Genomic DNA, 26,058 nt, shown 5'->3' on the forward strand with positions numbered 1-26,058 from the left:
TATTGTGCTTTATAAATATAAAAAACACTAAATGGTAGTTTAACAGTCAGATAGGTTTACCCCAATAGCTAAGCCTCCTTTAGACGTTTCTTTGTATTTAGAATTCATATCTTTAGCCGTTTCCCACATCGTTGAAATAACTTTATCTAAAGGGACTTTTACATTGTTAGGGTCTGTTTCTAAGGCCAATTCGGCAGCATTAATTGCTTTAATGGCTCCCATAGAATTGCGTTCTATACATGGAATTTGTACTAAACCACCAATAGGATCGCAAGTAAGCCCCAGATGATGTTCCATGGCTATTTCTGCTGCCATTAAAACTTGTTCTGGCGTACCTCCCAAAAGTTCTGTTAATGCACCAGCTGCCATAGCAGATGATACACCAATTTCTGCTTGACAACCACCCATTGCAGCAGATATTGTAGCTCCTTTTTTAAATAGACTTCCTATTTCGCCAGCAACTAATAAGAATTTTTTTATATGTTTAAAATCGGCATCATGGTTTTCAATTACTAAATAATACATTAATACAGAAGGAATAACACCTGCACTACCATTTGTAGGAGCAGTTACAACACGACCTAGAGCAGCATTAACTTCGTTTACAGCTAAAGCAAAACAGCTTACCCATTTAAGAATTTGTCTAAATTTAACTTCTGTACTTCTAATTGTTTCTAACCATTCTTGTGGTGTCGTATACGGTAAATCTCCTTTTAATTTTTGGTGCATATCAAAAGCACGCCTACGCACATTGAGTCCTCCTGGTAAATTGCCTTCTGTATGGCAGCCAGTATACATGCATTCTAACATGGTATTCCAGATACGTTTTAATTCGGAATCTATAATATCTGGTTCTCTTAGAGATTTTTCATTCTCTAAGACAACACCAGAAATTGGTAATTGTAATTGATTACAAACATCTAATAACTTAACACCATTGTCTATAGGATAGGGTAATGTGCAATAGAAAATTATTTTATTAGCTTTTGCATTTTTACGTTCTTCTTTAACCACAAAACCGCCACCAATAGAATAGAATGTAGATTTATATTTTCTACCATTTATAGTTGCTGAAAATGACAAAGCATTTGAATGAAAAGGAAGAAATTTTTTATTGAAAATAATGTCCTTTTCAGGATTAAAAGTAATCTCTCTTTCGTTATTAAAAGGTAGTATATGATTAGATTTAATAGCAGAAATAATGCTGTCAATACTATCTGTAGGAATATATTCGGGATCTGCTCCTGTAAGTCCCAACATAATGGCTAAATCTGTAGCATGTCCTTTACCTGTTAAAGATAGGGAGCCATAAAGATCGATTGTGATTTTTTCAACTTTTTGAAATTTATTTGAAGTCTTTAATTCAAGTATCCAACGTTCGGCTGCGCGCCAAGGTCCTAACGTATGAGAACTAGATGGGCCAACGCCAATCTTTAACATATCAAAAACTGAAATAATTTCCATTAATAAAAGGGGTTTAGAGGTGTCAAATATACAAGAAGTTTTTTTTGATTTTGTTTTAATGTATTATTGAAATGATAAAATATATAAAATAAAAAAGCTTGAAAATTCAGCCGAATTAACTTCTGTATAGTCAAGCTTTTAAAAATGTTTATTATTTGTTTTCTTCTAATTCCATTATAAGATTGGCTATTAAGGCTGTCCATCCCGTTTGGTGGGATGCACCTAAACCTTTCCCATTATCGCCATCAAAAAACTCGTAAAATAAGTGTTGCTCTTTAAAGTCTTTATTTGTAGAAAACATATGGTTAGCATCGTCTGAATGGTATTGATACTTTCCATCTTCGTTAACTTCAAAGAGTTTAATTAAGCGTTTAGAGAGTTCGTTAGCAATTTCATTTAAATTCATTTTATTGCCAGAGCCCGTAGGAAATTCATATAAATATTTATTGCCATAAAACGAATAATATTTTCGTAACGATTGGATAATCATATAATTTAGAGGCATCCAGATTGGACCACGCCAATTAGAGTTTCCTCCAAACATATTCGATCTACTTTCTCCAGATTCATATTGAATTTGATGATGTCCATGATATTCAAAAACAAAGGGATGTTTTTCGTGATATTTAGAGAGAGAGCGTATACCATATTCAGATAGAAACTCGTTTTCGTCTAACATCCGTTTCAATACATGTTCTAATCTAAAACCACGCATTAGTGAAAAGAGATAATTTCCGTCTGGATTGGCTTCTTCAATACGAGATATTAAAGAGGCTAAATCTGGTCTGGTTCTTACAATTTCTGCAACTTTTCCTTTAAATGTTTTTAAAGAATCAAACAGTTCTTTATGTATAACTTCTACTGCAAATAGCGGTATAATACCAACTAAAGATCTTACCTTCATGCGGTCTGTTAATCCAGAAGACATTTCGACCACATCGTAATAAAAATTATCATCATTATCCCATAACGAAATATTGTTTTTACCAATATGATGCATGGCCCAAGCAATATTTAAAAAGTGTCTGAAAAATTTAGCAGCAAAATCTTCGTACACTTTATTTGTTTTAGAAAGCTCCACAGACATGCGTAATAAATTTAATGTAAACATGGCCATCCAGCTTGTTGCATCTGCTTGTTGCATTCTAGTAATACCTTCTGGCATATGATTCCTGTCGAACACACCTATGTTGTCTAAACCAAGAAAACCGCCTTCAAAAAGGTCTGTTCCGTTAGAGTCTTTTTGATTTACCCACCACGTAAAGTTAACCAATAATTTTTGGAATGCTTTTTCTAAAAACACAGTGTCTCCTGTACCAGATTGTGTTTTGTCTTTATCGTAAACATGCCAAACAGCCCACGAATGTACAGGCGGATTAACATCACTAAAATTCCACTCATAAGCTGGAATTTGCCCGTTAGGGTGCATGTAATTTTCTTGTAGGATTAAGATTAATTGTTCTTTAGCAAAATAAGGATCTACCTCAACAAAAGAAGCCATGTGAAAAGCTAAATCCCAAGCGGCATACCATGGGTATTCCCATTTGTCCGGCATAGAAATAACATGTCTGTTGGTTAGATGTTGCCAATTAAAATTACGACTATCGGCCCGGTGAGGAGGTGTTTCTTTAGGCCCCCCAAATAACCATTTAAAAACATCGTAATAGTAAAATTGTTTGGTCCATAACAGTCCAGAAAATGCTTTTTTAGCAATTTGTTGGTGGGCTTGTGGGATATCTTTTTTTATTATATCGCTATAAAACTCTTCACAATCTGCAATGCGATCTTCAAATATAGTATCAAAATTAGTCCAAGGGTCTTGCACTGGTTTTTTACTTATACGAATTCTTATACTTTTTTCTTCACCAGCTTTTAATTTTAATGTATGCCAAACTGCCATTTTAGACCCTTTTTTTTCAGGGTTAACAGTTGGTTTTTTATTCACTACATAATCATTTATGCCATCTTTAACATAATCAACAATATTAGGAACATTGTAGATACGCTCATTATTGGTTTCATTTTCACAAAATAATTGCTCTCCATCTTCATGGTATAGAAAATAACGGCCGTTTCTTCCACTCTTAGTCTCAACACAATTATTATTTATTGTATAAATGTTAGGGCGAGTAAATCTTTTATTATGTTTCCAAAAGTTACGGTACCAAAGGTGTGGTAGTACATGTATTTCGGCTTCTTCTTTCGCCCGATTTACAACCGTAACTTTCATTAAGATATCGTCTACGTCTGCTTTTGCATATTCTATAAAACAATCAAAATACGCATTGTTATTAAAGCTATCGGTGTCTAATAATTCATATTCTGGTTCTTCACGACTTCGTTTGGTATTAACTAAATCGGCATAAGGAAATTCTTTTTGAGGATATTTATAGAGGTATTTACAATACGAATGTGTAGGAGTAGAGACTTGATGAAAATAGAGTTCTTTTACATCCTCTCCATGGTTTCCTTGATTATTTGTAAGTCCGAATAAGCGTTCTTTTAAAATAGGATCTTTACCATTCCAAAAAGCAGGTGCAATACATAAAATTTCTCTAGAATCGCAAAATCCTGCAATGCCTTCTTCTCCCCACCTGTAGGCATTACTTCGTGCGTTTTCGTGAGTTACAAAGTCCCAAGCTTGGCCATTTACACTATAATCTTCTCTTACAGTTCCCCATTGTCTTTCAGCCAAATAAGGTCCCCACTTTTTCCAATTTTTATAAGTGTCAGAAATAGCTAATCTTTCTGCTTCCTGAGTTTTTTTACTCATATTATACTTTTAGGTTTTGGTATTAATAATTTCAAGGCCTAATTAAACTCATAATTGATTTAAAACGGCTTTGGTAATAAGTAAAAATAAGATTTATTTAAATAAAAGATAATACAGATTTTAAGTATTGTTTATTTAGCACTAAGTATATGATAAAGTTTTGTTTTTCTTAAAAACGTGTATTTTTAATTGTTAAACTATTAGTTATTGTATAAAAAAATAATAAAGTCTAATTTAGAGGTCTTAAAATATTATGTTTTTTTGAGGTTTACAGAGAGATTCTTATGGAGGAAAATTGTTTGTGCGATAGAAAAATAATTAAAATGATTCGCCTATTCTAAAATAAACTCCCCAATCGTCTTTACCAACTGCAGCATCTATACCAATATTAAATTTTACAGTTTTAAAAGCTTTATATCTATAGCCTACACCAACTCCTGGATAGGCTCTCCAATTAAAACTCTCTGTATCTGACCCGTACATAGTTGCAATCCCTGCAAAACCTACAAGCCCCATTTTATTACCAAAGTTATAGCGGTATTCGCCTTGTAAAGCCATTTTTCCATCACCTCTATATTTACCTTCAGAATACCCTCGAATATCTTTATTGCCTATGGTTACTTGTTGCTGAAAGGCGATGTCTCCCAAACCAAATTGACCTGCAAAACGAGCCGCAATAACATCTCTTCCGTTTTTCATTGAAAAATAAGTATTATACTCATATAAAATTTTATTTGCTTTAACTTCATTTCCAAACCAAGTTGGATAAGATAAATAGCGTAATAAAGTTTTAGTCCCGTTAGTTGGATAGTATACATTGTTACGGGTATCATACAAACTGTTAATTTCTATTGCATTGGTTTGTGTAACATCTTCAGGCTGTACATCTTCTTCATATTCGGTTTCGTAATGTGCAAAAGTATAGGTTAGCCCTCCGTATAAATTATTAATAATTTTTTTTTGTATACCTGCGCTAACTACGGTAATGCTTGTTCCATAATCGTAAAAACCAGGTAGCTCATTATCTGTAATATAAAATTGAGAATTTTTATCGCCTGTCATGAAAAACAATTTACCACGCCATGAATCTTCTTTATAGAACCATTTATTGAAGAGTGCTAAAGAATAGGATCCATTTGTAGTGTATACTGCAGAAATTCCAGATATTGATTTATTAGAAATAGTATCTGTTTGATCTAGTTTATACATTGTCATAGGTATAGCACCAAACATAAATTCTAAGTTTCTATTATAACTTAAATAAGGCATTACTGTAAATTCAAATGCTTTAGGAGCAATTGTATCTGATTGTTTAATGGTGTTATTGTTTTGTGCATTAACATGAGTGATGCACAGCGAAATAAAAATTAGAAATACAATTTTTTTCATGTGTTTTGTCCTAAATTAAAGCAATGAAGATAGTATGAATTTTCTTAAAGATAATAGTTTAATTTCGATTTTTATGGCTAAGAAGTTTGCTTTTAATTAAAATAACATGATATGTAATAGGTAAAACAGAGTTGCGTGAAATTGGATTTAATAATTTGTTAGTTAATGAGTTATGTGATGTGGTTAAGTTCTTGGTAGTAATTGTTATTACAAAATTTAAGTTTAAAAATATATTTTTTGAGAAGTCTAAATCTTATAATCCGAATTATATTATGGTTGTAGATGCAGACGATTTAATAAGTAATAAGATTGCTTCCTTTGTTAATAAACAAAAAACAAATGCTCCGGGTTGGTATATTAATAAAGGGTATTATTATAAGGAAGGAACTAATTATCTATTTTTAAATAAAAAAACGTTTAATAATTTATGTGGATCATGTTTGATTGTTAGGACAGATTTGTTTTTAAAATTAATAGTGAACGATCCTTGGCTATATTATTATCATGAATTAATGGAGCTGCCAGGTAATATTAAGTCACAAGCTATCCCTTTTTCAGGTGCTTTATATAGTATGGCGAATGGTGAAAATCATTTTATGTCGTCCGAGCATGCCATTAAACTAATGACAAAGCAAAAAATATCTTACAAGCAAAATATCATTAATTTATACAATAAATTTTTGAAGTATATAGTCAGACCTTTAACACCAAATTTTAAAAAGAACTTTGGTTTTTATAAAGTTTAATAAGCTATTGTTTACCTTGTTACTTGTCTAGTTTTTAGGTGGTTTTGTTTAATATAATGTATGTGATTTACTAGAATAAATTTTTTGAAATAATAAAGTGAGATTTAAACGTAGTCTTAGATTACTTTATTTTCCTATTAATGTATTTAAATCTAACACCGCCATATTAAAATTTAAACGCGATGCGTATGCATCTTGTTCAGCTTTATCTAAAGCATACTTAGTTTCTAAAACATCTTTTTGTGTTAGTAATCCAGTCTCTAAACCATCAGTTTTAATCCTGTATTCTTCTAATCTAAAGTTATAAGCTTCTAGTGCGACTTCCATTAGTTTTTTAGCTTGTATGGCATTGCGGTATCCTTTTTCAATATCGGCTTTTAATGTTGTTTCAGTATGTTCTGCGTACGCTTCAGCCTGATTTAATTTTGAGATACTCTCACCTAATTGCGCACGATGTTTTACAAAGCCTAGAACGTTCCATGTTAAGTTTACACCTAAAAAATAATTTGTGTTTGGAAGTTCAGATATCAGGTTTTGATAGGTTACAGCTCCTGTAATCCCTAAATCAGGTAAATATGCATTTTTAGATGCTTTAGTACCATAGTCTGCCGCTTCAATTTGTTTTTTTGCTCCTAGTAATTCGTTGTTATTGTTTGCCTGATTTAGATAATAATTTTTAGAATTTAAAGTGTAAATCTCTATAGGTTGCTCTGCTAATGTTATATTTATACTATCTGGTAACATGAGCGTGGTTTTTAAATCTGCTAAGTAGTTTTCTAAGGCAATTTCTTCTAATAAGTATTTATGTTTCTTATCGGCAAGGTCTGCTTTTAAGCCAATACTGTTTACTTCTTGTGTTTCTTTGGCTATTACAGCACTTTCTAAATCGTATAGTTTTGCTTTGACCCAATTTATATTGGTTTGAGCAGCTTCTAGTTTTTTTTCTTGAATTTTTATTGCGTAGAAAAGTTTTTCAATATTGTTTTCAATTTTAGCTTGTGCAGCTTTTAATTTAAAACGTTCTGCTTCTACTTGAGCTTCTATAGCTTTAACTCCATTATTAACACGTAATAATTGTGTTAAGGGCTGGTAGGCGAGTAGTCCGCCAGTAAACATATCTTGTTTACCTTCATAGATGGTTAAACTTTCTCCGGGTATATAATATTCACCAATAGTACCTAAGGCTCCTTGTGGAATTATAATATTATCGCTGTTAAAAGCATGAGCATAGTTTCCTGTGAGATAAAGCATAGGTAAACTATTTGCTCCCGTTTCATCTTTTTTAAATTCTAATTCATTTACTTTTTCTTGCTGAATTTCTAGTAATTTATTTTGAGATAAAGCTAATGATTTGGCCTTGTCTAAAGATAATGTTTCAGAAGTTTGGGCTGTTATTACTATTGGAATACACAGTAAAACACACAGTAAACTAAATTGAGATATTAATTTATTAACCATAATATTAAGATGCATTATTAATAAGATGTGGTAAATCTTTTGGTTTTATAAAACTAATGTATAACACAGGGATACATAGTAATGCCATTAGCATAGACCAAATTACACCCACAGCTAAAACACTGGCCAACGGACTCCACATTGGAGAGCCAGATAAAATCATAGGTAAAACGCCAATAGCTGCAGCCATGGCAGTTAAGAAAATTGGACGAAGTCTTCTTTTCCCCGCCTCAATAGCCGCTTCTTTAATAGAATCTCCATTTTTTATGAGTTCGTTTGTGTAATCTATTAAAATTATAGCATTTCTTACAACTACTCCAGAGAGGCTTATTAAACCAACAAAGGCTGTAAAGCCAAAATCATTTCCAGTAATAAGTAATCCTAAAAAAGCGCCAAGTAAACTAAGAGGTATAGTTATCATGACTAAAAAGGTTTCTTTAATGTTTTTAAACTGGAATAATAAAATAAGAAAAATTAAAACGATGCTAATGCCTAAAGCCACAATCATCTGATTAAATGTTTCTTTTTTATTTTCATATTCTCCTCCATATTTAATAGTATACCCTTTTGGAAGATTTAAATTTTGTATGTCTTTCATGGCAGATTTTAGGATGTCGTTTGGTAAGTATGTGTTTTGGACATCACTTAAAACCGACATAGTCCTAATACCATTTCTACGAATAATTCGACCTGTATGCCATTGTGGTGTTAATGTTGCAATTTGCCTTAATGGAACAGAAGCTCCAGTTACGGGAGATGGTAAATAGGTGTTTGCAAGATTGTCGAAATTTTTACGATTATCTTCATTTAATCTAAAGACTAAACTTACAGGTGTACTTCCTTCGTATACTGTACTAATAGGTGCGCCAGAGAACCCTATATATAATGTTTTTGCAATACTCTCTGTAGTAAAACCTAACCTGCTAGCTTCTGGCTTTAATTTAATATCTATACCGTAATAATTTTCATGAAAATTATTACGAACGTTTAAACTCCCTTTCGTGTGTTTTAATATTTCAGCAATTTGTGCACCTATTTTCTCTATGGTATTAATATCCTCTCCAGAAACTCTAACTTCAACAGGAGCTAGATATGGTGTGCCTTGTTGCATAAGTTGCACTAAAGGTTTTCCATTAGGAATTAAATGTTTTGTGCTTTCAGTTAAATCTTCTGCTAAAGATTCTGCTGTATGTTCATCTGTAGTATTTATTAAAACTTGAGCAAAATTTGTTGTGGGTACTTCAGGAGAGAAGTTGTAGTAAAATCGTGGAGCACTTTTTCCGGTAAATGTAGCATAAGAGATTACTCTCTCGTCATCTTTAATAGAGCGTTCAATATTTTTAATAGCATCGTGTGTTTTATCTATTTTAGTTTCTGTAGGCATCCAGAGGTCTACCACAAATTGATTACGTTCTGCCGCAGGAAAGAATTTTTGCGGAATTATAAAATACATCCCTACACCTAATGCTATAACAATAATGCTAATTAATAAAATAAGTTTTGGCACTTTTACACTTTTATCCAGTAGTTTATTGTAGAGTAGTTGCATACGATCTAGAACCGAAGGTTTTTTGTTTTTGTCTTCAGATTGATCTTGATGCAGTCCTTTCTTAATAAATTTGTTACATAGAATTGGCGTGAATAACATGGCTACAACAAAGGACGATCCCAAGGCAATGGTAACAGTAATAGGTAGAGCAAATATAAATTCGCCTACAGAACCACTTAATATTACCATGGGTAAAAATGCGGCAATAATAGTTATGGTTGCTGTAAGTACTGGTATAATTAAATCTGTTGCACTTTTCCATGCAGCAGTTGCTGGAGGAATTCCTTCGTCTAAAAGTTCTACGTAATTATCTGCTATAACTATTGCATCATCTACAACCATGCCTAATACAACAATTAATGCGGCTAGAGAAACTTGGTGTAATTCAATTCCAAAAGCATGGAGTGTAGCAAATGTCATGGCCACCGTCATAGGTATTGCCATTGCTGCGACTAAAGCAATTCTAAAAGGTAATAGCAATAAGATAACAATGATTACAGCAACTATAGCTATGAAAAATTCTCTGATAAAATGACCAACGTTATTGTCGACTATAGAGGGCTGATCTATAATTTTTTCAATTTTAACATCAGAAGGCATTTCTGAGAGGGCTTCTTCAATTTGTAATTGTACGGCATCACCAAAATCTACTATATTATTTCCTTCTTGCATTTGTATGGATAAGATAATAGCGGGTTTTCCGTTTACACCAGTGTATGTTGTTGGGTCTTTATATTGTCTTTTTATTTCGGCAACATCGCTAACTCGAATGACGTCTCCGTTATCTGCTGTTCCAATAATTTGTTCGGCAATTTCATCTTCGGTAGCATAATAACTTGTCGTGTAAAAAGGGACATTATTTTCATCAGTATCTAAATCTCCAGAGGGATATATGTTATTTTGAGATTTTAAAATGCTAATAACATCATTAAATTTAATACCATATTGTGCTAATTTTTCTGAACTAGAAGTAATGACAATTTCTTGTTGTTGTTCGCCTGTGCGTTTAATTTTTGAAACGGCTCTAATATTTCTTAGTTTGTCTTCAATCTTTTTAGCATAGTTTTCTAATTCTAGATACCCTCCGTTTTGTGCTGTTATTCCTAAAACTATAGCTTCTGTATCTCCAAAATCAGAGTTAATTACGGGACCAATTACACCGCTAGGAAGTTCGGTTTGTTTGGTAAGTTGAAGGGCAATAGTAAGTTTGTTCCAAAATACATCAGGGTCTGTAACCCATTCTTCTAATTCTACTTGCACTATCATTACGCCATCTCTAGAGGTAGAGAATGTTTTACGTTTTCTGATTTCAGAGAATTGAAATAAGGTTTTTTCAATGGTTTTAGTTACTTGATCTTCTATTTGTGTTGAATTTGCACCAGGAAAATAGGCGAGTACTAAACCTTGTCTAACGGTAATTTTAGGATCTTCTCGTCTAGGCATTGTCAGTAAAGAAAAAATACCAACAATAAAAATGAGGATTAAAACAGCAATGGTGATTTGCTTATATTTTAAAGAGGATTTAATTAAATTCATAGAAGCTTAATTAAAGTTAACTAGACTTCCGTTATTTAAATTTTGAATTCCGGAAGTTACAATGATTTCATTGGCATTAAGACCCGAAGTAATTTCTATATTATTTTGATGGAGTTTCCCTATAGAAATGTCTCGTTTAAAGACCTTATTTGTTTTTTCATCAACTATATATACGTAGGATTTATTGTCGGTGTCTTTTAAAATAGCATGACCAGGAACTAAAATTTTATGTTCCTTTTTATTAGAATTAATATCAATTTGGGCAATCATACCCGGAAGAATTTTATGATTTGGATTATCAATTTCAATTTTAGCATTATACGTTCTTGTTTTGGCTTCAGCAGCTAAACCAACTTCAATGACTTTACCTTTATATATAGTGTCTAGTGCATAAATGTTAACAGTTGCGTCTTGATTTAGTTTTATTGAATTAATTTCATCTCCAGGAACAGCTGCATTAATTTTAACTGTATCGATGTCTCCTAAACCAAATATAGGCATGCCTTTATCTATAACTTCGCCTTCAGAAACACCTTTTTTTAATAGTACTCCAGAAATAGGTGCATAAATTTTGGTATGATAAATATTCTTAGCCTGTAGTTCTTTATTGGCTTCAGCTTGTTCTAAACCAGCTTTAATTTTAATAAAATCGGCATCGCTTAAACTGTTGCGTTCATGCATAATTTTTAAACGATTGTATTTGTCTTGTACTTCTAATAGTTTTCCGTTGGCAGCCTTAAGACCTATTTGATAATCTGAATCGTCTAAACTTGCTAATAACGCTCCTTTTTTTATAGATTCTCCTTCGTTTATGGCTATATACTGAATTTTTCCTGCAACCATAAAACCTAATCTTATTGTAGTGTTGGCTTCAACATTTCCGCTTAAAGAGATGGTGTTTGTAATGGTTTCTTTTTCAATTTTTAAAACTTCAACAGATATTGGAGTTTCCTTAGATGGTTTATTTTCTTCTTCTTTAGACTTACAACTTGTCAGTATAATAAAAGTTGTGAAGATAAATATTGATAATACGGAGTGGTATGGGTTTAATCGCATATATATATGATATTAAAAAGACCCTTAAAAGTACGATTTTATACACAAATAACATAAGGACTCTTTATGTAGTATGCATAAAACGGTAAGAATTAAAAAACCTCTTCGAGATGAAGAGGTTTTTTGTGATTTATGTAGTTTAAATGTAAATCTATTACTTTATTATAATCTTTTTTACAGATCCCTTGTCGGTTTTTAATATATATGTACCACTTGTAACAGCAGGAATGTTAAGGGTATTTACGTTTTCTTTAGAAATTACTAATCTTCCTTGTAAATCGTATAAACTTACATTGACTTGGGTGTTAAAATAGATTATGTTGTTTGATTGTACTGGGTTTGGATAAACTTTAAATGTATGAGATTCTTCTGTGGCTTCATTAACACCTAATGTCGTGATGTTTTCTAAAGAATATACACTAATTGTAGAACTTACTTCGTTAGATAAAACGATTAATCCGGTATTTAAAGTGTTGTCTTCTGGAGCAATATATATAATCCCTTCTGGACCTAAATCGCCTCCTTCATTATCGCCTAAAGTACGGTTGTTAATATATTTAATAAAAGTAGGGTTAGTAGGATCTGTAATATCGTAAGTCATGAAGCCGCCAACACGTTCAAGAGTTATAAAGGCATAAAATTTACCTGCAATATTTGCAACCGTGATACCTTCTGGTTCTGGCCCTTTATTATCACTTCTATTTTTAAAATTATTGTTGCTGTTACTGGTGTTAAATAATTCTGCGTAAGTAGGATCTGAGGCTGTTATGCGTTCAAAATCATCTGCGCTATCATAAACTAAAGCCCCTGTAGTGGCATTTCTAATACTAAAAGAACGGGATCCAAACATGTGAATTTCATCAAAATCACCATCATTATCTGTGTCTCCACTGGCATTAGTAACAGCTAAGCGCCCAATATTTTCATCTAATTTTAATAAACCTGCATTTGGAAATGCAATTGGATCTAAAATATAATCGTTGTCTCCAACTTTTACTTCTTCTTCAAAAGCATCATATTCTCTGGCATCACCTTCGTTAGCAGTAACAACATAACCAATACCATTTAGTTCAAAATATGAAATAGCATCTGGCATATACATTCCTTTTACAGGCCAATTTGCCATGAAAATAAAATCTGTATCATCTGAAGCATCAAAAGTATTTTCTGTAATACTAAAATCTTTTAAACCTAAAGGAAGGATGTCTGTTATGGTATTTGTATCTAGGTCTATAATCGCTAAAGCATTATTTTCTTGTAAACTTACCCAAGCTTTTTTAGAATTGTCTGAAAACGTAATATATTCTGGTTCTAGATCTTGAGAAACAGTCGCACCAGGTCCAGTGATTCTAACGCCATTAGCTTGTAATTCACTTAACTGGGCATCGAAGGCGTTAAAGTTAATAGTTTGCACATCGTTTTGGGTGATATTGCCTAAGCCAGCAGTTGCAGTTATAATAGAAATGCTCCCTTCTGGATCGATACTATAATCTGAGTTAGGTTGTCCTTCGTTAGCGGTTAAAAGTTTTGTTCCGTCTGGAGAAAAACTAACGTTGTCAGGTAAATTGCCGACAGTAACTTGAGTAATATTTTCTCCATTAGTATCCATTAATAATACAACACCATTCGCTTCAGGTCCGTTAGATACCGATGCAGCCACTAAACCATTATAAACAGCTACACTTGTTGGACCTTCGGTTCCGTAAGTAGATAAATCAATAGTTTTAATTGTAGAAAGGTTTTCTGGATTAGAAAAATTTAAAATTTCTATAGTTTTTCCAACAGAGTTTAGGACAAATAAACGTTGAGTAGTCGCATCGTAAGCACTAATTTCTGCAGATCCAGCGGTATCTACGGTATAGCTTGTTTTAAAATTAATATTTAATGGATCTGTTGCCGAAATAACATCTTGGTCGTTATCTATAATATAAATACCTGCTGTGCCAAAATTACCTAGTGTGGCATTATTAATATTAGAGAGTTGTAAAATAAATAACTCATCTGTTTCAATTTGAGAATCATCTGTAAGTGGAATGTTTAACGTATATACTGTTGTATTTGCAGGTATGGTTATAGTTTGTGTTGAAAACGTAAAATCTGTACCAGGTGTTGCAGTAATTAATTCACTTACTAAGTTAATATCGGCCGTAATTTCTGAATTAGATGCAGCAGAAAGATCTAATTGAATATTAACTTCAGCGGCATCCTCAGATATATTATATATAGATTTTGTAAAAGTAAGCTGAGGTACTACCTCTGAAACAGTATTGAATGTTCCTGGAGATGCATATACTTTTTCACCTAAGGATTCTCCGATTAGGTTTGTGGAGGCAGCCCAATTTGTACCCTCATTAAAATTTATTTCAGGATTTATAAGTTCTAAAGAGGGACCATCGCCATCTGCGGCTGTAGGCCAAGGCTCATCGTCACTATATTCCATAGCGAAAATAGTTTCGTCCTGAGTATTTAAAATTTGTAATACTTCACCACCATTACCTAAAGCGTTTGAAATTCCTTGTGGCATATCTAAAAAGTTTACGCCATAAAAAGCATCTGCTGTTGTTTTATCTGTCGCTAATAATACCATAGCGTTGGCTTCTAAATTCATTTCTGGGAAGATAAAAACAAAGTTACTTTCATCTTTAACTTGAAGGCCTCCTAAACTTATTGTTTCAGTAGTTGTATTATATATTTCTAAAAATTCTAGAGCATCAGAATTATCAGAAGGTGCGTTATACATTATTTCTGTAATTATAAGACCTGAGGTGATAGTATTATAAAATAAATAATCACTTGTAAAACTTGAAGGTTGCATGTTCTCTGCTAAGTCTTTAATATTAGTTACGGTTAACATATATCCAGTACCTTCAATAAAACCATCATGAGTTAATGTTGCTGTATGAGATGTTGCATTGTAACTAATATTAGAGATGGTTAAAGCAGGAGTAAAGCTATAATTTGATATCGTTTCTGCTGATACTTGAGTAATATTTTCAGAAAACACAACCTCTGTAGTTGTATTGGTAGTCGTTTTTATGGAAACTACAGAAGGTGCAGTTAGATCTTCAGAAGAAATTGTAAACGGCGTAGTACTAAAAGTAGACTCTGGTGCAATACCATCATTATGGTCATCTTCATCGGTGTCTTGTATATCATAATTGCTCATATCATTCAAGGCCAATAAATATCCGTTTTGGTCTAATCCAGTTCTCATACCATTATATACAGCAATGTCTACACCATCTGGGCTATATGTAATTGCCGTTAAACCTTCTGTAAGGCCAGTATTCGATAAATCTCCGAAAGCTCCAGTAGCGTTGGCAACCGCAGCAATAAATGTAGTTGGTGTATTAACATCTGTGCCTAAATAAGCAAAGATAGCTTCACTACTAGACGATAAACCACCAGGTTCTCCATTTATAGTTCCGTAATTTACACTAGGAATTTCGCTAATAGTATTAAAAGAGATAACAGATCCGGCAATAATTTTTTCATCTCCAGTTAACCAAGAGTAAGCTGCTTCACCAGAATTAAATGCAGTACCAGTCCATTCTTTATCTGCAAAATGTATGGTTGTATTTGCAGGGATATCTACAAAAGTCACTAATGCAAAATCATCGTCGCCATCTGCATTCATACCAATAAAAGCCATGTCTCCAGGATTAATTTGTGCATTTAAGTAGCCTCCAATAAATAGAGTTAATAAAAGTAAACGTTTTTTCATTTGTAAGTTTTTTTAGTTCATACAAAAGTAGAGATGGCATGTACCGAAACTATCAAGTAAACTTTACGAAACTTTAAAGCTAAGCATAGTAATGTTAACTATATGTTTATTAAGCCTTGCATGCGACAAAATAGGTTTATGACAGCTTGTCAGTATAAAAAGAGTTGGCACAATGATTGAAATAAGCAAAGGGAAATAAAAATAAATTCAACAACATTAAAATATATAGTAATTATGAGTAAAATTATTGGAATCGATTTAGGAACTACAAACTCTTGTGTGTCTGTAATGGAAGGTAACGAGCCTGTAGTAATTCCTAACGCAGAAGGTAAACGTACAACTCCATCTGTAATTGCTTTTGTAGAAGGCGGTGAGATTAAAGTTGGTGACCCAGCAAAAAGACAAGCAGTTACAAACCCTACTAAAACAGTTTATTCTATTAAACGTTTTATGGGAAATAAATATTCTGAATCACAAAGTGAAGCAGAACGTGTACCTTATAAAGTAGTAAAAGGAGATAACGATACACCAAGAGTAGATATTGATGGTCGTTTATATACACCTCAAGAATTATCGGCAATGATTCTTCAAAAAATGAAGAAAACTGCTGAAGATTATTTAGGAACTTCTGTTTCTGAAGCCGTTATTACTGTACCAGCTTACTTTAACGATAGTCAGCGTCAAGCAACTAAAGAAGCAGGTGAGATTGCAGGTTTAAAAGTACGTCGTATTATTAACGAACCAACTGCAGCAGCTTTAGCATATGGTATGGACAAGAAAGGTACAGACCAAAAAATAGTTGTATTTGACTTTGGTGGTGGTACGCATGATGTATCTATCTTAGAGTTAGGAGATGGTGTATTTGAAGTATTATCTACAGATGGAGATACACACTTAGGTGGTGACGACGTAGACGAAAAAATTATTAACTGGTTAGCAGACGAGTTTAAAGCAGACGAAGATATTGATTTACGTAAAGACGCTATGGCTTTACAACGTTTAAAAGAAGCTGCTGAAAAAGCTAAGATTGAATTATCATCTTCTGCTCAAACAGAAATCAATTTACCTTATGTAACTGCTACAGCTAGCGGACCAAAACACTTAGTGCGTACTTTAACACGTTCTAAATTTGAGCAATTAATAGACGATTTAGTAAAACGTACTATCGAACCATGTAAAACAGCTTTAAAAGCAGCAGGTTTATCTATTAGTGATATTGATGAAGTTATATTAGTAGGTGGTTCTACACGTATACCAGCTGTACAATCTGCAGTAGAAAAATTCTTTGGAAAAGCGCCAAGTAAAGGTGTTAACCCAGATGAGGTTGTATCTTTAGGTGCAGGAATACAAGGTGGTGTATTAACAGGAGATGTAAAAGATGTATTATTATTAGACGTTACACCTTTATCTTTAGGTATTGAAACTATGGGTAATGTAATGACTAAGCTTATTGAAGCGAATACAACCATTCCTACTAAGAAATCTCAAGTATTCTCTACAGCAGCAGATAACCAACCATCAGTAGAAATTCACGTATTACAAGGTGAACGAGCTATGGCAGGAGATAACAAAACAATAGGACGTTTTCACTTAGATGGTATTCCACCAGCAAAAAGAGGAACACCACAAATTGAAGTTACTTTTGATATTGATGCTAATGGTATTATAAAAGTATCGGCTACAGATAAGGCTACAAATAAAACACAAGATATCCGTATTGAAGCCTCTTCAGGATTAACAGAAGAAGAAATTCAAAAAATGAAAGCAGATGCTGAAGCTAACGCAGAAGCAGATAAAGTTGCAAAAGAAACTGCAGATAAATTAAACGCTGCAGATGCTATGATTTTCCAAACAGAAAGTCAACTTGCAGAATTTGGTGATAAATTATCAGCAGATAAAAAACAACCAATTGAAGAAGCTTTAGCAGAGCTTAAAACAGCTTTCGAAAGTAAAGACATCGCAGTGATCGATCCAGCTTTAGAAAAAATTAATGAAGCTTGGAAAGTAGCTAGTGAAGAAATGTACAAAGCGCAAGCAGAAGCTCAAGGTGGTGCACAACCAGGACCTGATGCAGGTAGCGAAGGACAGTCTAACGACGGTAGTAGTGATGTTGAAGACGTAGACTTCGAAGAAGTAAAGTAGTTTAAAACCACTTTATATTATTATATTAAAAGCAACCTTAACGGGTTGCTTTTTTTGTTTGAATAGTTATTCAAATTATTAAACGTAATCGTTTATTATAAGTGATTCTTAACTCCACTCGAATACGATTCTAAGGTTATTATAGTTTTAGTCTTTTACCTTATCTTTTAAATTATTTTGTAAGTCAAGAAAATCCCAAGTTAGTTTAGGGTGTATTAGCGTAGTCGAGAACATATCCAAGCGGTGAATCTTGTTCTAATATTAGTCGTGAAGTTAGCGTTATAATATAAAACAGAAAAGTATTTGTTGTTTTGGAGATTATCAAAGTTGATTCTTACTCCATTCGAATGCCATTTGGAGCTTGATTAGATTTTAATTTTTAACTTTCCGGTTTAGATTATGGGTGAGGTTGTAGATATTATATGTTTTGCATAAGGTGTTCGAGCAGAGTAGAGAACATAGAGCATATTGAAATTCTATAGTATTCAAAAACATAACAATATAGAATTATACTTCACAAAGTGAACAAGATGATTGCATCTAAATCTATGTGCTTACTTATTTCTAAGAGTAATAATTAAGACATAAAAAAACCGATTCTTTTCAGAATCGGTTTCATTTTATAAGCGAAATGTTATACAATTAGGCTAACGCCTTATTTTACTTTATCTACTATTGCTTTAAAAGCTTCAGGGTTGTTCATTGCTAAATCAGCTAAAACCTTACGGTTTAATTCGATTTGATTAGCTTTTAATTTACCCATGAATTGAGAATAAGATAGTCCGTATTGTCTAGCTCCTGCGTTAATACGCGTGATCCATAGTGCACGGAATGTTCTCTTTTTATTTCTACGGTCTCTATATGAATAAAGCATGGCTTTATCAACCGCGTTTTTTGCTACTGTCCAAACGTTTTTACGACGTCCGAAGTAACCTTTTGCTTGCTTAAGAACCTTTTTTCTTCTGGCTCTTTTTGCTACTGAGTTTACTGATCTTGGCATTTCTTAAATGTGTTTTGTAGTAGGCGGTCAGTTAAAACTAACTCTTTTTATAATTTGGCCTAACTCCAGGGTTATTAAATTGTTTTAACCAATTAAAACAAATATTACTTTAAACGTAATAATGTTTTAATATTGTCCTCGTCTGATTTATGTACTAAACCATCGTGAGTTAACTTAAGCTTACGCTTTTTAGACTTCTTTGTTAAGATGTGACTCTTAAAAGCGTGCTTTCTTTTTATCTTACCAGTACCTGTTAACTTGAAACGTTTTTTGGCACTAGATTTTGTTTTCATTTTAGGCATCTTGTTCTCCTAGTTTTAAATTATTTCGCTTACTATTTTTAACCTGAAAAGTCAGGATTTACTTTGATTTTTTTGGAGCAATAAACATTGTCATACGTTTACCTTCCAATTTAGGCATTTGTTCTACTTTACCAAATTCTTCAAGGTCTTGTGCTAAACGTAATAACAAAATCTGACCTTGTTCTTTGAATACAATAGAACGTCCTTTAAAGAATACAAATGCTTTTAATTTAGCACCTTCTTTTAAGAACTTTTCTGCATGCTTCTTTTTAAACTCGTAATCATGATCGTCTGTTTGAGGACCAAAACGAATTTCTTTAACTATAACTTTAGTCGCCTTGGATTTTAAGGCTTTATCTCGTTTCTTCTGTTCGTAAAGAAACTTCTTATAATCCATAACCTTACAAACAGGCGGTACCGCTTTAGGTGAAATTTCTACAAGGTCTAGTTCTTGCTCTTCAGCAATGGCCAAGGCCTTCCTTATTGGATATACTCCAACTTCTACATTGTCACCTACTAATCTAACTTCTTCAACTCTAATCTTAGAATTAATTCTGTGCTGATCTTCTTTTTCAACCCTTCTCGGGGCTTGTTTTTTTCTACGTATTGCTATGGCTATAAAATTTTAGTTAAACTTAATTAAAATTGCTTTAATGTCTTATTTGTTTCCGTTTCAACAATATTAGCAAAGGCTTCAATGGTAATACTACCTAAATCTTCTCCACCGTGTTGACGTACAGATATTTTGTTTTCTTGTTCTTCATTCTCACCGATAATAATCATGTATGGGATTTTTTTCATTTCCGCTTCACGGATTTTTTTCCCAATAGTCTCATTTCTATTATCTACGAGGGCGCGAATTTCGTGATTTTCTAGCAAATTTAAAACTTTTTCAGCGTATTTTTCATATTTCTCGCTAATAGATAATATTATTGCTTGATCTGGCATTAACCAAAGCGGGAAATTACCACCTGTATGTTCTAATAATATGGCTATAAATCGTTCCATACTTCCAAAAGGAGCACGGTGTATCATTATAGGTCTGTGCGTCTCGTTATCACTTCCCTTATATGTTAATTCAAAACGTTCAGGTAAATTGTAATCTACTTGTATGGTACCTAATTGCCATTGTCTACCTAAGGCATCCTTTACCATAAAGTCTAATTTAGGGCCATAGAAAGCAGCTTCTCCAGCTTCTATTACATAGTTTAAACCTTTGTCTTTGGCAGCACTTATAATGGCTTGTTCTGCTTTCTCCCAGTTTTTTACATCACCTATATATTTATCAGGATTATCTAAATCTCTAACAGATACTTGAGCTGTAAAATTCTCGAAACCTAAAGATCCAAATACATATAGTACTAAATCTATTACATTTTTAAATTCTTGATCTAATTGGTCTGGTGTACAAAAGATGTGTGCATCATCTTGAGTAAATCCTCTTACACGGGTTAACCCATGAAGTTCTCCACTCTGTTCGTAACGATATACTGTTCCAAATTCTGCAAAACGTTTTGGTAAGTCTTTATAAGACCATTGTGTACTGTTATAAATTTCGCAGTGATGCGGACAGTTCATAGGTTTTAATAAAAACTCTTCACCTTCTTTAGGGGTGTGTATAGGTTGAAAGCTATCTTCTCCATATTTAGCATAATGTCCAGAAGTTACGTAAAGTTCCTTTTGTCCAATATGTGGTGTTACAACCATCTCATAACCGGCTTTCTTCTGAGCCTTCTTTAAAAAGTTCTCTAAACGTTCTCTTAGAGCAGCCCCTTTTGGTAACCATAATGGTAAACCTTGTCCGACTTTAGCAGAGAAAGTAAATAGTTCTAATTCTTTACCAAGTTTTCTATGGTCACGTTTTTTTGCTTCTTCTAATAACTGAAGGTATTCTGTCAACTCTTTTTGTTTAGGGAATGAGATTCCATATACTCGAGTTAATTGTGGTTTGTTTTCGTCTCCTCTCCAGTATGCTCCAGCTACAGATAATACTTTTACGGCTTTTATTATTCCAGTGTTAGGAATGTGACCACCACGGCATAAATCTGTAAAGGTTGAATGGTCACAGAATGTAATTGTACCATCTTCAAGGTTTTCAATTAATTCTGTTTTATATTCATTATTTTTATATACGTCTAAAGCTTCGGCTTTAGATATTGCTCTCATATTAAAGGTGTGTTTACCACGAGCAATTTCTAACATCTTGTTTTCAATAGTTTTGAAATCTTTATCAGATATGGTGTGCTTTCCAAAATCTACATCGTAATAAAATCCGTTTTCAATTGCCGGACCAATAGTGAGTTTAGCTTCAGGATATAATTCTTCAATAGCTTGTGCAAGAACGTGAGCAGAAGAATGCCAAAATGCTTTTTTACCTTCATCATTGTTCCAGGTATATAATACTAGAGATCCATCGGTGGTTAAAGGTGTAACGGTTTCAATAGTTGTACCATTAAAACTTGCAGAAATAACGTTTCTAGCTAACCCTTCGCTAATGCTTTTAGCGACATCCATTGGTGTAACGTTTTGTTCAAACGCCTTAATACTACCATCTGGTAATGTAATCTGTATCATATTGTATATTAAAATTGAATTTACAAAGATAAGAGTATAAAGGTAGAGTTACAATTTATATGTGTAAAATTAGAGCGTGTTTTTAGTTTCGTTTTTTAATATTAGTAAATACTTGAATTCTGTTAATATTTAAGATGAATTATAATTTTTTTTCGGTTAAATCAATTTATAATATCCTAATTCAATTTTTCTATCATATCCATATTTACTATTGAATTTATGAAAGTCTGTTTAAACGTGATATTTACATTAAATAAGACACTTGCTGTATCTTTTAGCTTGTGTTTTAATTCTACTGATCCTTGTTATTCATCATTTTGTGAAGAAAAATTTACTTTTTTAAATTCTTTAGAATATATTTGAAACAATAAACGTAAATAACACGTTTATTAACAAACAAACTATTTTATTTTAAACCATGGAAACTAAAAAGAAACAAGCAAACAAATGTGTTTGTCGTAAAATTGAAATTGAAACACAAGTTGAAACTTATTTGACAAAAATTAGAAGAGGTAGCTTTCTACTGTTATTCATAATATTCTGTAGTAATTTTTTATTAGCTCAAGAAGCAAACCTTTCATCGGACTATAACCCTTTTAGTTTAGGGGTGCATTTAAAAAACATGCATTTGTGGCATGGTTCAGTTGTGCACCCAGGGGCTGTAATAGCTACAGATCTTGAATATAATTCTAGAAATAAAAAATTTACTTTCGGGTTTTGGGGTGGTGCTAGTTTTTCAACTACAGATGTGTATAATGAAACTACAGGGCAAACTGTAGGTGCATATTATAAAGAGTTTTCAATTTATACTAAATATCGTTTAACTGATAGGTTTTTTGTTGAAGCTGTATCTCATAATAATTACACAGGAGTAGAAGAGCGTGGTGATCAGTTGCATTATTGGAGTTACGATAAAACTCAAGGTTATAACTTTGTCGATGTAAATTTTGGATATAATATAACACCTAATACCTTGTTGTATCTAGCAACTATAATTGGTGGAGGGTCTGGAGATTATGAGGTGCAATCTAATGGAGATTTAAAAAACTCTTGGACGCAATATTTTGAGGTTAATAGTGTGGTTTGGAGAAATGAAAGCTCTAACTTAACATTATTTGTAGGGGGAGCTTGGTCTTTTTTTACAGACAAAACATTTTATACGCAAGGGAAGGGAAACGTTGTTAATGTTGGGACAACCTTTGGCAAGGTCTTTAATATTGTAGATTATAATGTTCCTGTTGCTGTTACAGCAATGTGGAATCCAGAAACAGAGAAAACAGTATTACAATTAGATATTGAATTATTTTAAAAATTTAATCAGGTAATAGGAGTAGTTCTTATGAGTTGATTATTGAATCATGTTACGCTTTATACATTATATATGTACGTATATATAATGTATGTCATTTTTTATAAATGGCAATCTCTAACATTCCGAATTTTGTACTAGTCTTTGTGTAGCGGTTGGAGAAATAAATGCACATTTTAATGTTTAGTTTATGTATAATTATCTAGGTTACAAACCAAACATAAATATAACCTATTGGTAATAATGTGTTTACAAATTATTTCAAAAAACTTTAAAAAAAGGTTAGGATAAAAGAAATAAAAGGTGGTATATTTGCACCCGCTTAGCGAGGCAACTACGGTAGTTTAGTAAAGCAAAAAGTTCATTAACAGGCTATTGCAATCGAATTTAAATTATTTTAAAAAAGATTAAATAAAGCATTGTTATTAGAAATAAAGGTTGTAGGTTTGCAGCCGCTAAAAACGGCAACGTTTTTAGAAAAGAAAGTTCTTTACAGTGTGTTTTTATTGGGTTTAAAAAGTTTCGGAAACGGGCTTAAAAAAAACTTCAAAAAAACATTGTGAGATTAAAAAAAGGGTTTTATATTTGCACCCGCTTAACAAGGAAACGCGTTGAGAGATAAAGAGAAATAAGTTCATTAACATATTGAATTGACAGCGTAGATATTAACTGGAAACGGTTAATATCACAAAAAAGAATAAACCATTTTGAGTACCAAAATTTAATTCCATTAGTTGTTAAACGTAATAGTGGAAACACTTAAAAATTTAACGATGAAGAGTTTGATCCTGGCTCAGGATGAACGCTAGCGGCAGGCCTAACACATGCAAGTCGAGGGGTAACATTGTGCTTGCACAGATGACGACCGGCGCACGGGTGCGTAACGCGTATGCAATCTACCTTTTACAGGGGGATAGCCCAGAGAAATTTGGATTAATACCTCATAGTATATGGTTGTGGCATCACAATTATATTAAAGATTTATCGGTAAAAGATGAGCATGCGTTCTATTAGTTAGTTGGTAAGGTAACGGCTTACCAAGACCGCGATAGATAGGGGTCCTGAGAGGGAGATCCCCCACACTGGTACTGAGACACGGACCAGACTCCTACGGGAGGCAGCAGTGAGGAATATTGGACAATGGGCGAGAGCCTGATCCAGCCATGCCGCGTGCAGGAAGACTGCCCTATGGGTTGTAAACTGCTTTTATACAGGAAGAAACACTGCTACGTGTAGCAGCTTGACGGTACTGTAAGAATAAGGATCGGCTAACTCCGTGCCAGCAGCCGCGGTAATACGGAGGATCCAAGCGTTATCCGGAATCATTGGGTTTAAAGGGTCCGTAGGTGGATGATTAAGTCAGAGGTGAAATCTTGCAGCTCAACTGTAAAATTGCCTTTGATACTGGTTATCTTGAGTTATTATGAAGTAGTTAGAATATGTAGTGTAGCGGTGAAATGCATAGATATTACATAGAATACCAATTGCGAAGGCAGATTACTAATAATATACTGACACTGATGGACGAAAGCGTGGGTAGCGAACAGGATTAGATACCCTGGTAGTCCACGCCGTAAACGATGGTTACTAGCTGTTCGGTCGCAAGACTGAGTGGCTAAGCGAAAGTGATAAGTAACCCACCTGGGGAGTACGTTCGCAAGAATGAAACTCAAAGGAATTGACGGGGGCCCGCACAAGCGGTGGAGCATGTGGTTTAATTCGATGATACGCGAGGAACCTTACCAGGGCTTAAATGTAGATTGACAGGACTAGAGATAGTTTTTTCTTCGGACAATTTACAAGGTGCTGCATGGTTGTCGTCAGCTCGTGCCGTGAGGTGTCAGGTTAAGTCCTATAACGAGCGCAACCCCTGTTGTTAGTTGCCAGCGAGTGATGTCGGGAACTCTAACAAGACTGCCAGTGCAAACTGTGAGGAAGGTGGGGATGACGTCAAATCATCACGGCCCTTACGTCCTGGGCTACACACGTGCTACAATGGTAGGGACAGAGAGCAGCCACACCGCGAGGTGGAGCGAATCTATAAACCCTATCACAGTTCGGATCGGAGTCTGCAACTCGACTCCGTGAAGCTGGAATCGCTAGTAATCGCATATCAGCCATGATGCGGTGAATACGTTCCCGGGCCTTGTACACACCGCCCGTCAAGCCATGGAAGTTGGAAGTGCCTGAAGTCCGTCACCGCAAGGAGCGGCCTAGGGTAAAGTCGATAACTAGGGCTAAGTCGTAACAAGGTAGCCGTACCGGAAGGTGCGGCTGGAACACCTCCTTTCTAGAGAAAGACGACTATTGGAAGATAGTAAAGGTTTTGCAAAAGGAATGATTTATTCTTAGCTGTTAATTTAAAGAAATACTTATTATAGTTAGAGTCTCATAGCTCAGCTGGTTAGAGCGCTACACTGATAATGTAGAGGTCGGCAGTTCGAGTCTGCCTGAGACTACTAAATATAATGAGAAAAGGAAATTTTAGAAGTTGGGTATTAGTTGTTAGTTCATTGTTAATCGTTGTTAGATACAATGAGGATCTAGGGACTAAAAACAAACAACTAAGAACTCAAAACTAAATTTGGGGGATTAGCTCAGCTGGCTAGAGCGCCTGCCTTGCACGCAGGAGGTCATCGGTTCGACTCCGATATTCTCCACAACGGCATAAGATTCAAGCTAATTTAATTAGTAAGAACAGCCACACGTTCATTGACATATTGAAAAAGATACATAAAAATACATTAAGATATTAGCTTATGTAGTATTGCACATACTATATAGGTTAAATTTTAAACAATAATAATTCGTTTTTAGTTAAAGTTTACGAGCTTTTAACTAAAAACAAACTCATTAAAAAAGCAAAAAGTACAATAAGCTAAATAAGGGCGTATGGGGAATGCCTAGGCTCTCAGAGGCGATGAAGGACGTGATAAGCTGCGAAAAGTTGCGGGGATTGGCACATACAATGTGATCCGCAAATATCCGAATGGGGCAACCCACTATATTGAAGATATAGTATCCTTAGGGAGGCAA

At 33.7% G+C, this 26,058-nt stretch carries 14 protein-coding genes, 2 tRNA genes and 2 rRNA genes (1 of these 18 running past the window's edge); 7 read left to right on the top strand and 11 right to left on the bottom strand.

What is annotated here, in order from left to right; all coding sequences use genetic code 11:
• Nucleotides 1–39: 39 nt before the first annotated feature.
• The 3 genes from FNB79_RS08485 to FNB79_RS08495 form a co-directional block, all read right to left on the bottom strand.
• Nucleotides 40–1,464 carry an L-serine ammonia-lyase gene (locus FNB79_RS08485; RefSeq protein ID WP_143380906.1) on the bottom strand — a complete coding sequence of 475 codons (1,425 nt, stop codon included), beginning with the start codon at nt 1,462–1,464 and terminating at the stop codon, nt 40–42.
• A gap of 151 nt (nt 1,465–1,615) precedes the next feature.
• Complete coding sequence (locus FNB79_RS08490; protein WP_143380907.1) at nt 1,616–4,237, bottom strand: MGH1-like glycoside hydrolase domain-containing protein; 2,622 nt, start codon at nt 4,235–4,237, stop codon at nt 1,616–1,618.
• Nucleotides 4,238–4,555: 318 nt separating this feature from the next.
• Entirely contained in the window at nt 4,556–5,626 is a 1,071-nt protein-coding gene (locus FNB79_RS08495; RefSeq protein WP_143380908.1) for a BamA/TamA family outer membrane protein, read from the bottom strand.
• A gap of 272 nt (nt 5,627–5,898) precedes the next feature.
• Here FNB79_RS08495 and FNB79_RS08500 point away from each other — a divergent pair, with 272 nt between their 5' ends.
• Complete coding sequence (locus FNB79_RS08500; RefSeq protein ID WP_143380909.1) at nt 5,899–6,372, top strand: hypothetical protein; 474 nt, start codon at nt 5,899–5,901, stop codon at nt 6,370–6,372.
• A gap of 126 nt (nt 6,373–6,498) precedes the next feature.
• Here FNB79_RS08500 and FNB79_RS08505 read toward each other — a convergent pair whose 3' ends face one another.
• The 4 genes from FNB79_RS08505 to FNB79_RS08520 form a co-directional block, all read right to left on the bottom strand.
• Complete coding sequence (locus tag FNB79_RS08505) at nt 6,499–7,830, bottom strand: TolC family protein (RefSeq protein WP_185967858.1); 1,332 nt, start codon at nt 7,828–7,830, stop codon at nt 6,499–6,501.
• Between the two features lie 4 nt (nt 7,831–7,834).
• Nucleotides 7,835–10,915: an efflux RND transporter permease subunit gene (locus FNB79_RS08510; RefSeq protein WP_143380911.1), complete on the bottom strand. Its 3,081-nt coding sequence runs from the start codon at nt 10,913–10,915 to the stop codon at nt 7,835–7,837.
• Between the two features lie 6 nt (nt 10,916–10,921).
• A complete protein-coding gene (locus FNB79_RS08515; RefSeq protein ID WP_143380912.1) occupies nt 10,922–11,971 on the bottom strand; it encodes an efflux RND transporter periplasmic adaptor subunit in 1,050 nt (349 codons plus the stop codon).
• A gap of 154 nt (nt 11,972–12,125) precedes the next feature.
• A complete protein-coding gene (locus FNB79_RS08520; protein WP_143380913.1) occupies nt 12,126–15,695 on the bottom strand; it encodes a choice-of-anchor I family protein in 3,570 nt (1,189 codons plus the stop codon).
• A gap of 234 nt (nt 15,696–15,929) precedes the next feature.
• Here FNB79_RS08520 and dnaK point away from each other — a divergent pair, with 234 nt between their 5' ends.
• Complete coding sequence (gene dnaK / locus FNB79_RS08525) at nt 15,930–17,837, top strand: molecular chaperone DnaK (protein WP_143380914.1); 1,908 nt, start codon at nt 15,930–15,932, stop codon at nt 17,835–17,837.
• A gap of 655 nt (nt 17,838–18,492) precedes the next feature.
• On the opposite strand, the gene rplT is transcribed toward dnaK, so the two are convergent.
• The 4 genes from rplT to thrS all read right to left on the bottom strand — a co-directional run bounded on the left by rplT (nt 18,493) and on the right by thrS (nt 21,713).
• Nucleotides 18,493–18,837 (bottom strand): 50S ribosomal protein L20, encoded by a 345-nt coding sequence (rplT, locus tag FNB79_RS08530; RefSeq protein WP_057781874.1) that lies wholly within the window; start codon nt 18,835–18,837, stop codon nt 18,493–18,495.
• A 104-nt stretch (nt 18,838–18,941) separates the two neighbouring features.
• Nucleotides 18,942–19,139 carry a 50S ribosomal protein L35 gene (gene rpmI / locus FNB79_RS08535; RefSeq protein WP_143380915.1) on the bottom strand — a complete coding sequence of 66 codons (198 nt, stop codon included), beginning with the start codon at nt 19,137–19,139 and terminating at the stop codon, nt 18,942–18,944.
• Between the two features lie 58 nt (nt 19,140–19,197).
• Nucleotides 19,198–19,746 (bottom strand): translation initiation factor IF-3, encoded by a 549-nt coding sequence (gene infC / locus FNB79_RS08540; protein ID WP_143380916.1) that lies wholly within the window; start codon nt 19,744–19,746, stop codon nt 19,198–19,200.
• 32 nt (nt 19,747–19,778) lie between these two features.
• Nucleotides 19,779–21,713 carry a threonine--tRNA ligase gene (gene thrS / locus FNB79_RS08545; RefSeq protein ID WP_143380917.1) on the bottom strand — a complete coding sequence of 645 codons (1,935 nt, stop codon included), beginning with the start codon at nt 21,711–21,713 and terminating at the stop codon, nt 19,779–19,781.
• Between the two features lie 418 nt (nt 21,714–22,131).
• Here thrS and FNB79_RS08550 point away from each other — a divergent pair, with 418 nt between their 5' ends.
• The 5 genes from FNB79_RS08550 to FNB79_RS08570 all read left to right on the top strand — a co-directional run.
• Nucleotides 22,132–23,022 (top strand): hypothetical protein, encoded by an 891-nt coding sequence (locus FNB79_RS08550; RefSeq protein WP_246073352.1) that lies wholly within the window; start codon nt 22,132–22,134, stop codon nt 23,020–23,022.
• Between the two features lie 770 nt (nt 23,023–23,792).
• Nucleotides 23,793–25,312 (top strand): 16S ribosomal RNA (locus FNB79_RS08555).
• A 95-nt stretch (nt 25,313–25,407) separates the two neighbouring features.
• Nucleotides 25,408–25,481 (top strand) — tRNA-Ile (locus FNB79_RS08560).
• 127 nt (nt 25,482–25,608) lie between these two features.
• Nucleotides 25,609–25,682 (top strand) — tRNA-Ala (locus tag FNB79_RS08565).
• 211 nt (nt 25,683–25,893) lie between these two features.
• Nucleotides 25,894–26,058: ribosomal RNA gene (locus tag FNB79_RS08570) — 23S ribosomal RNA — on the top strand (it continues 2,657 nt past the right edge of the window).
• Together the 16S and 23S rRNA genes with 2 tRNA genes alongside form the textbook arrangement of a ribosomal RNA operon.

Origin of the sequence: Formosa sediminum (assembly GCF_007197735.1) — a bacterium.
Classification (GTDB): Bacteria; Bacteroidota; Bacteroidia; order Flavobacteriales; family Flavobacteriaceae; genus Formosa; species Formosa sediminum.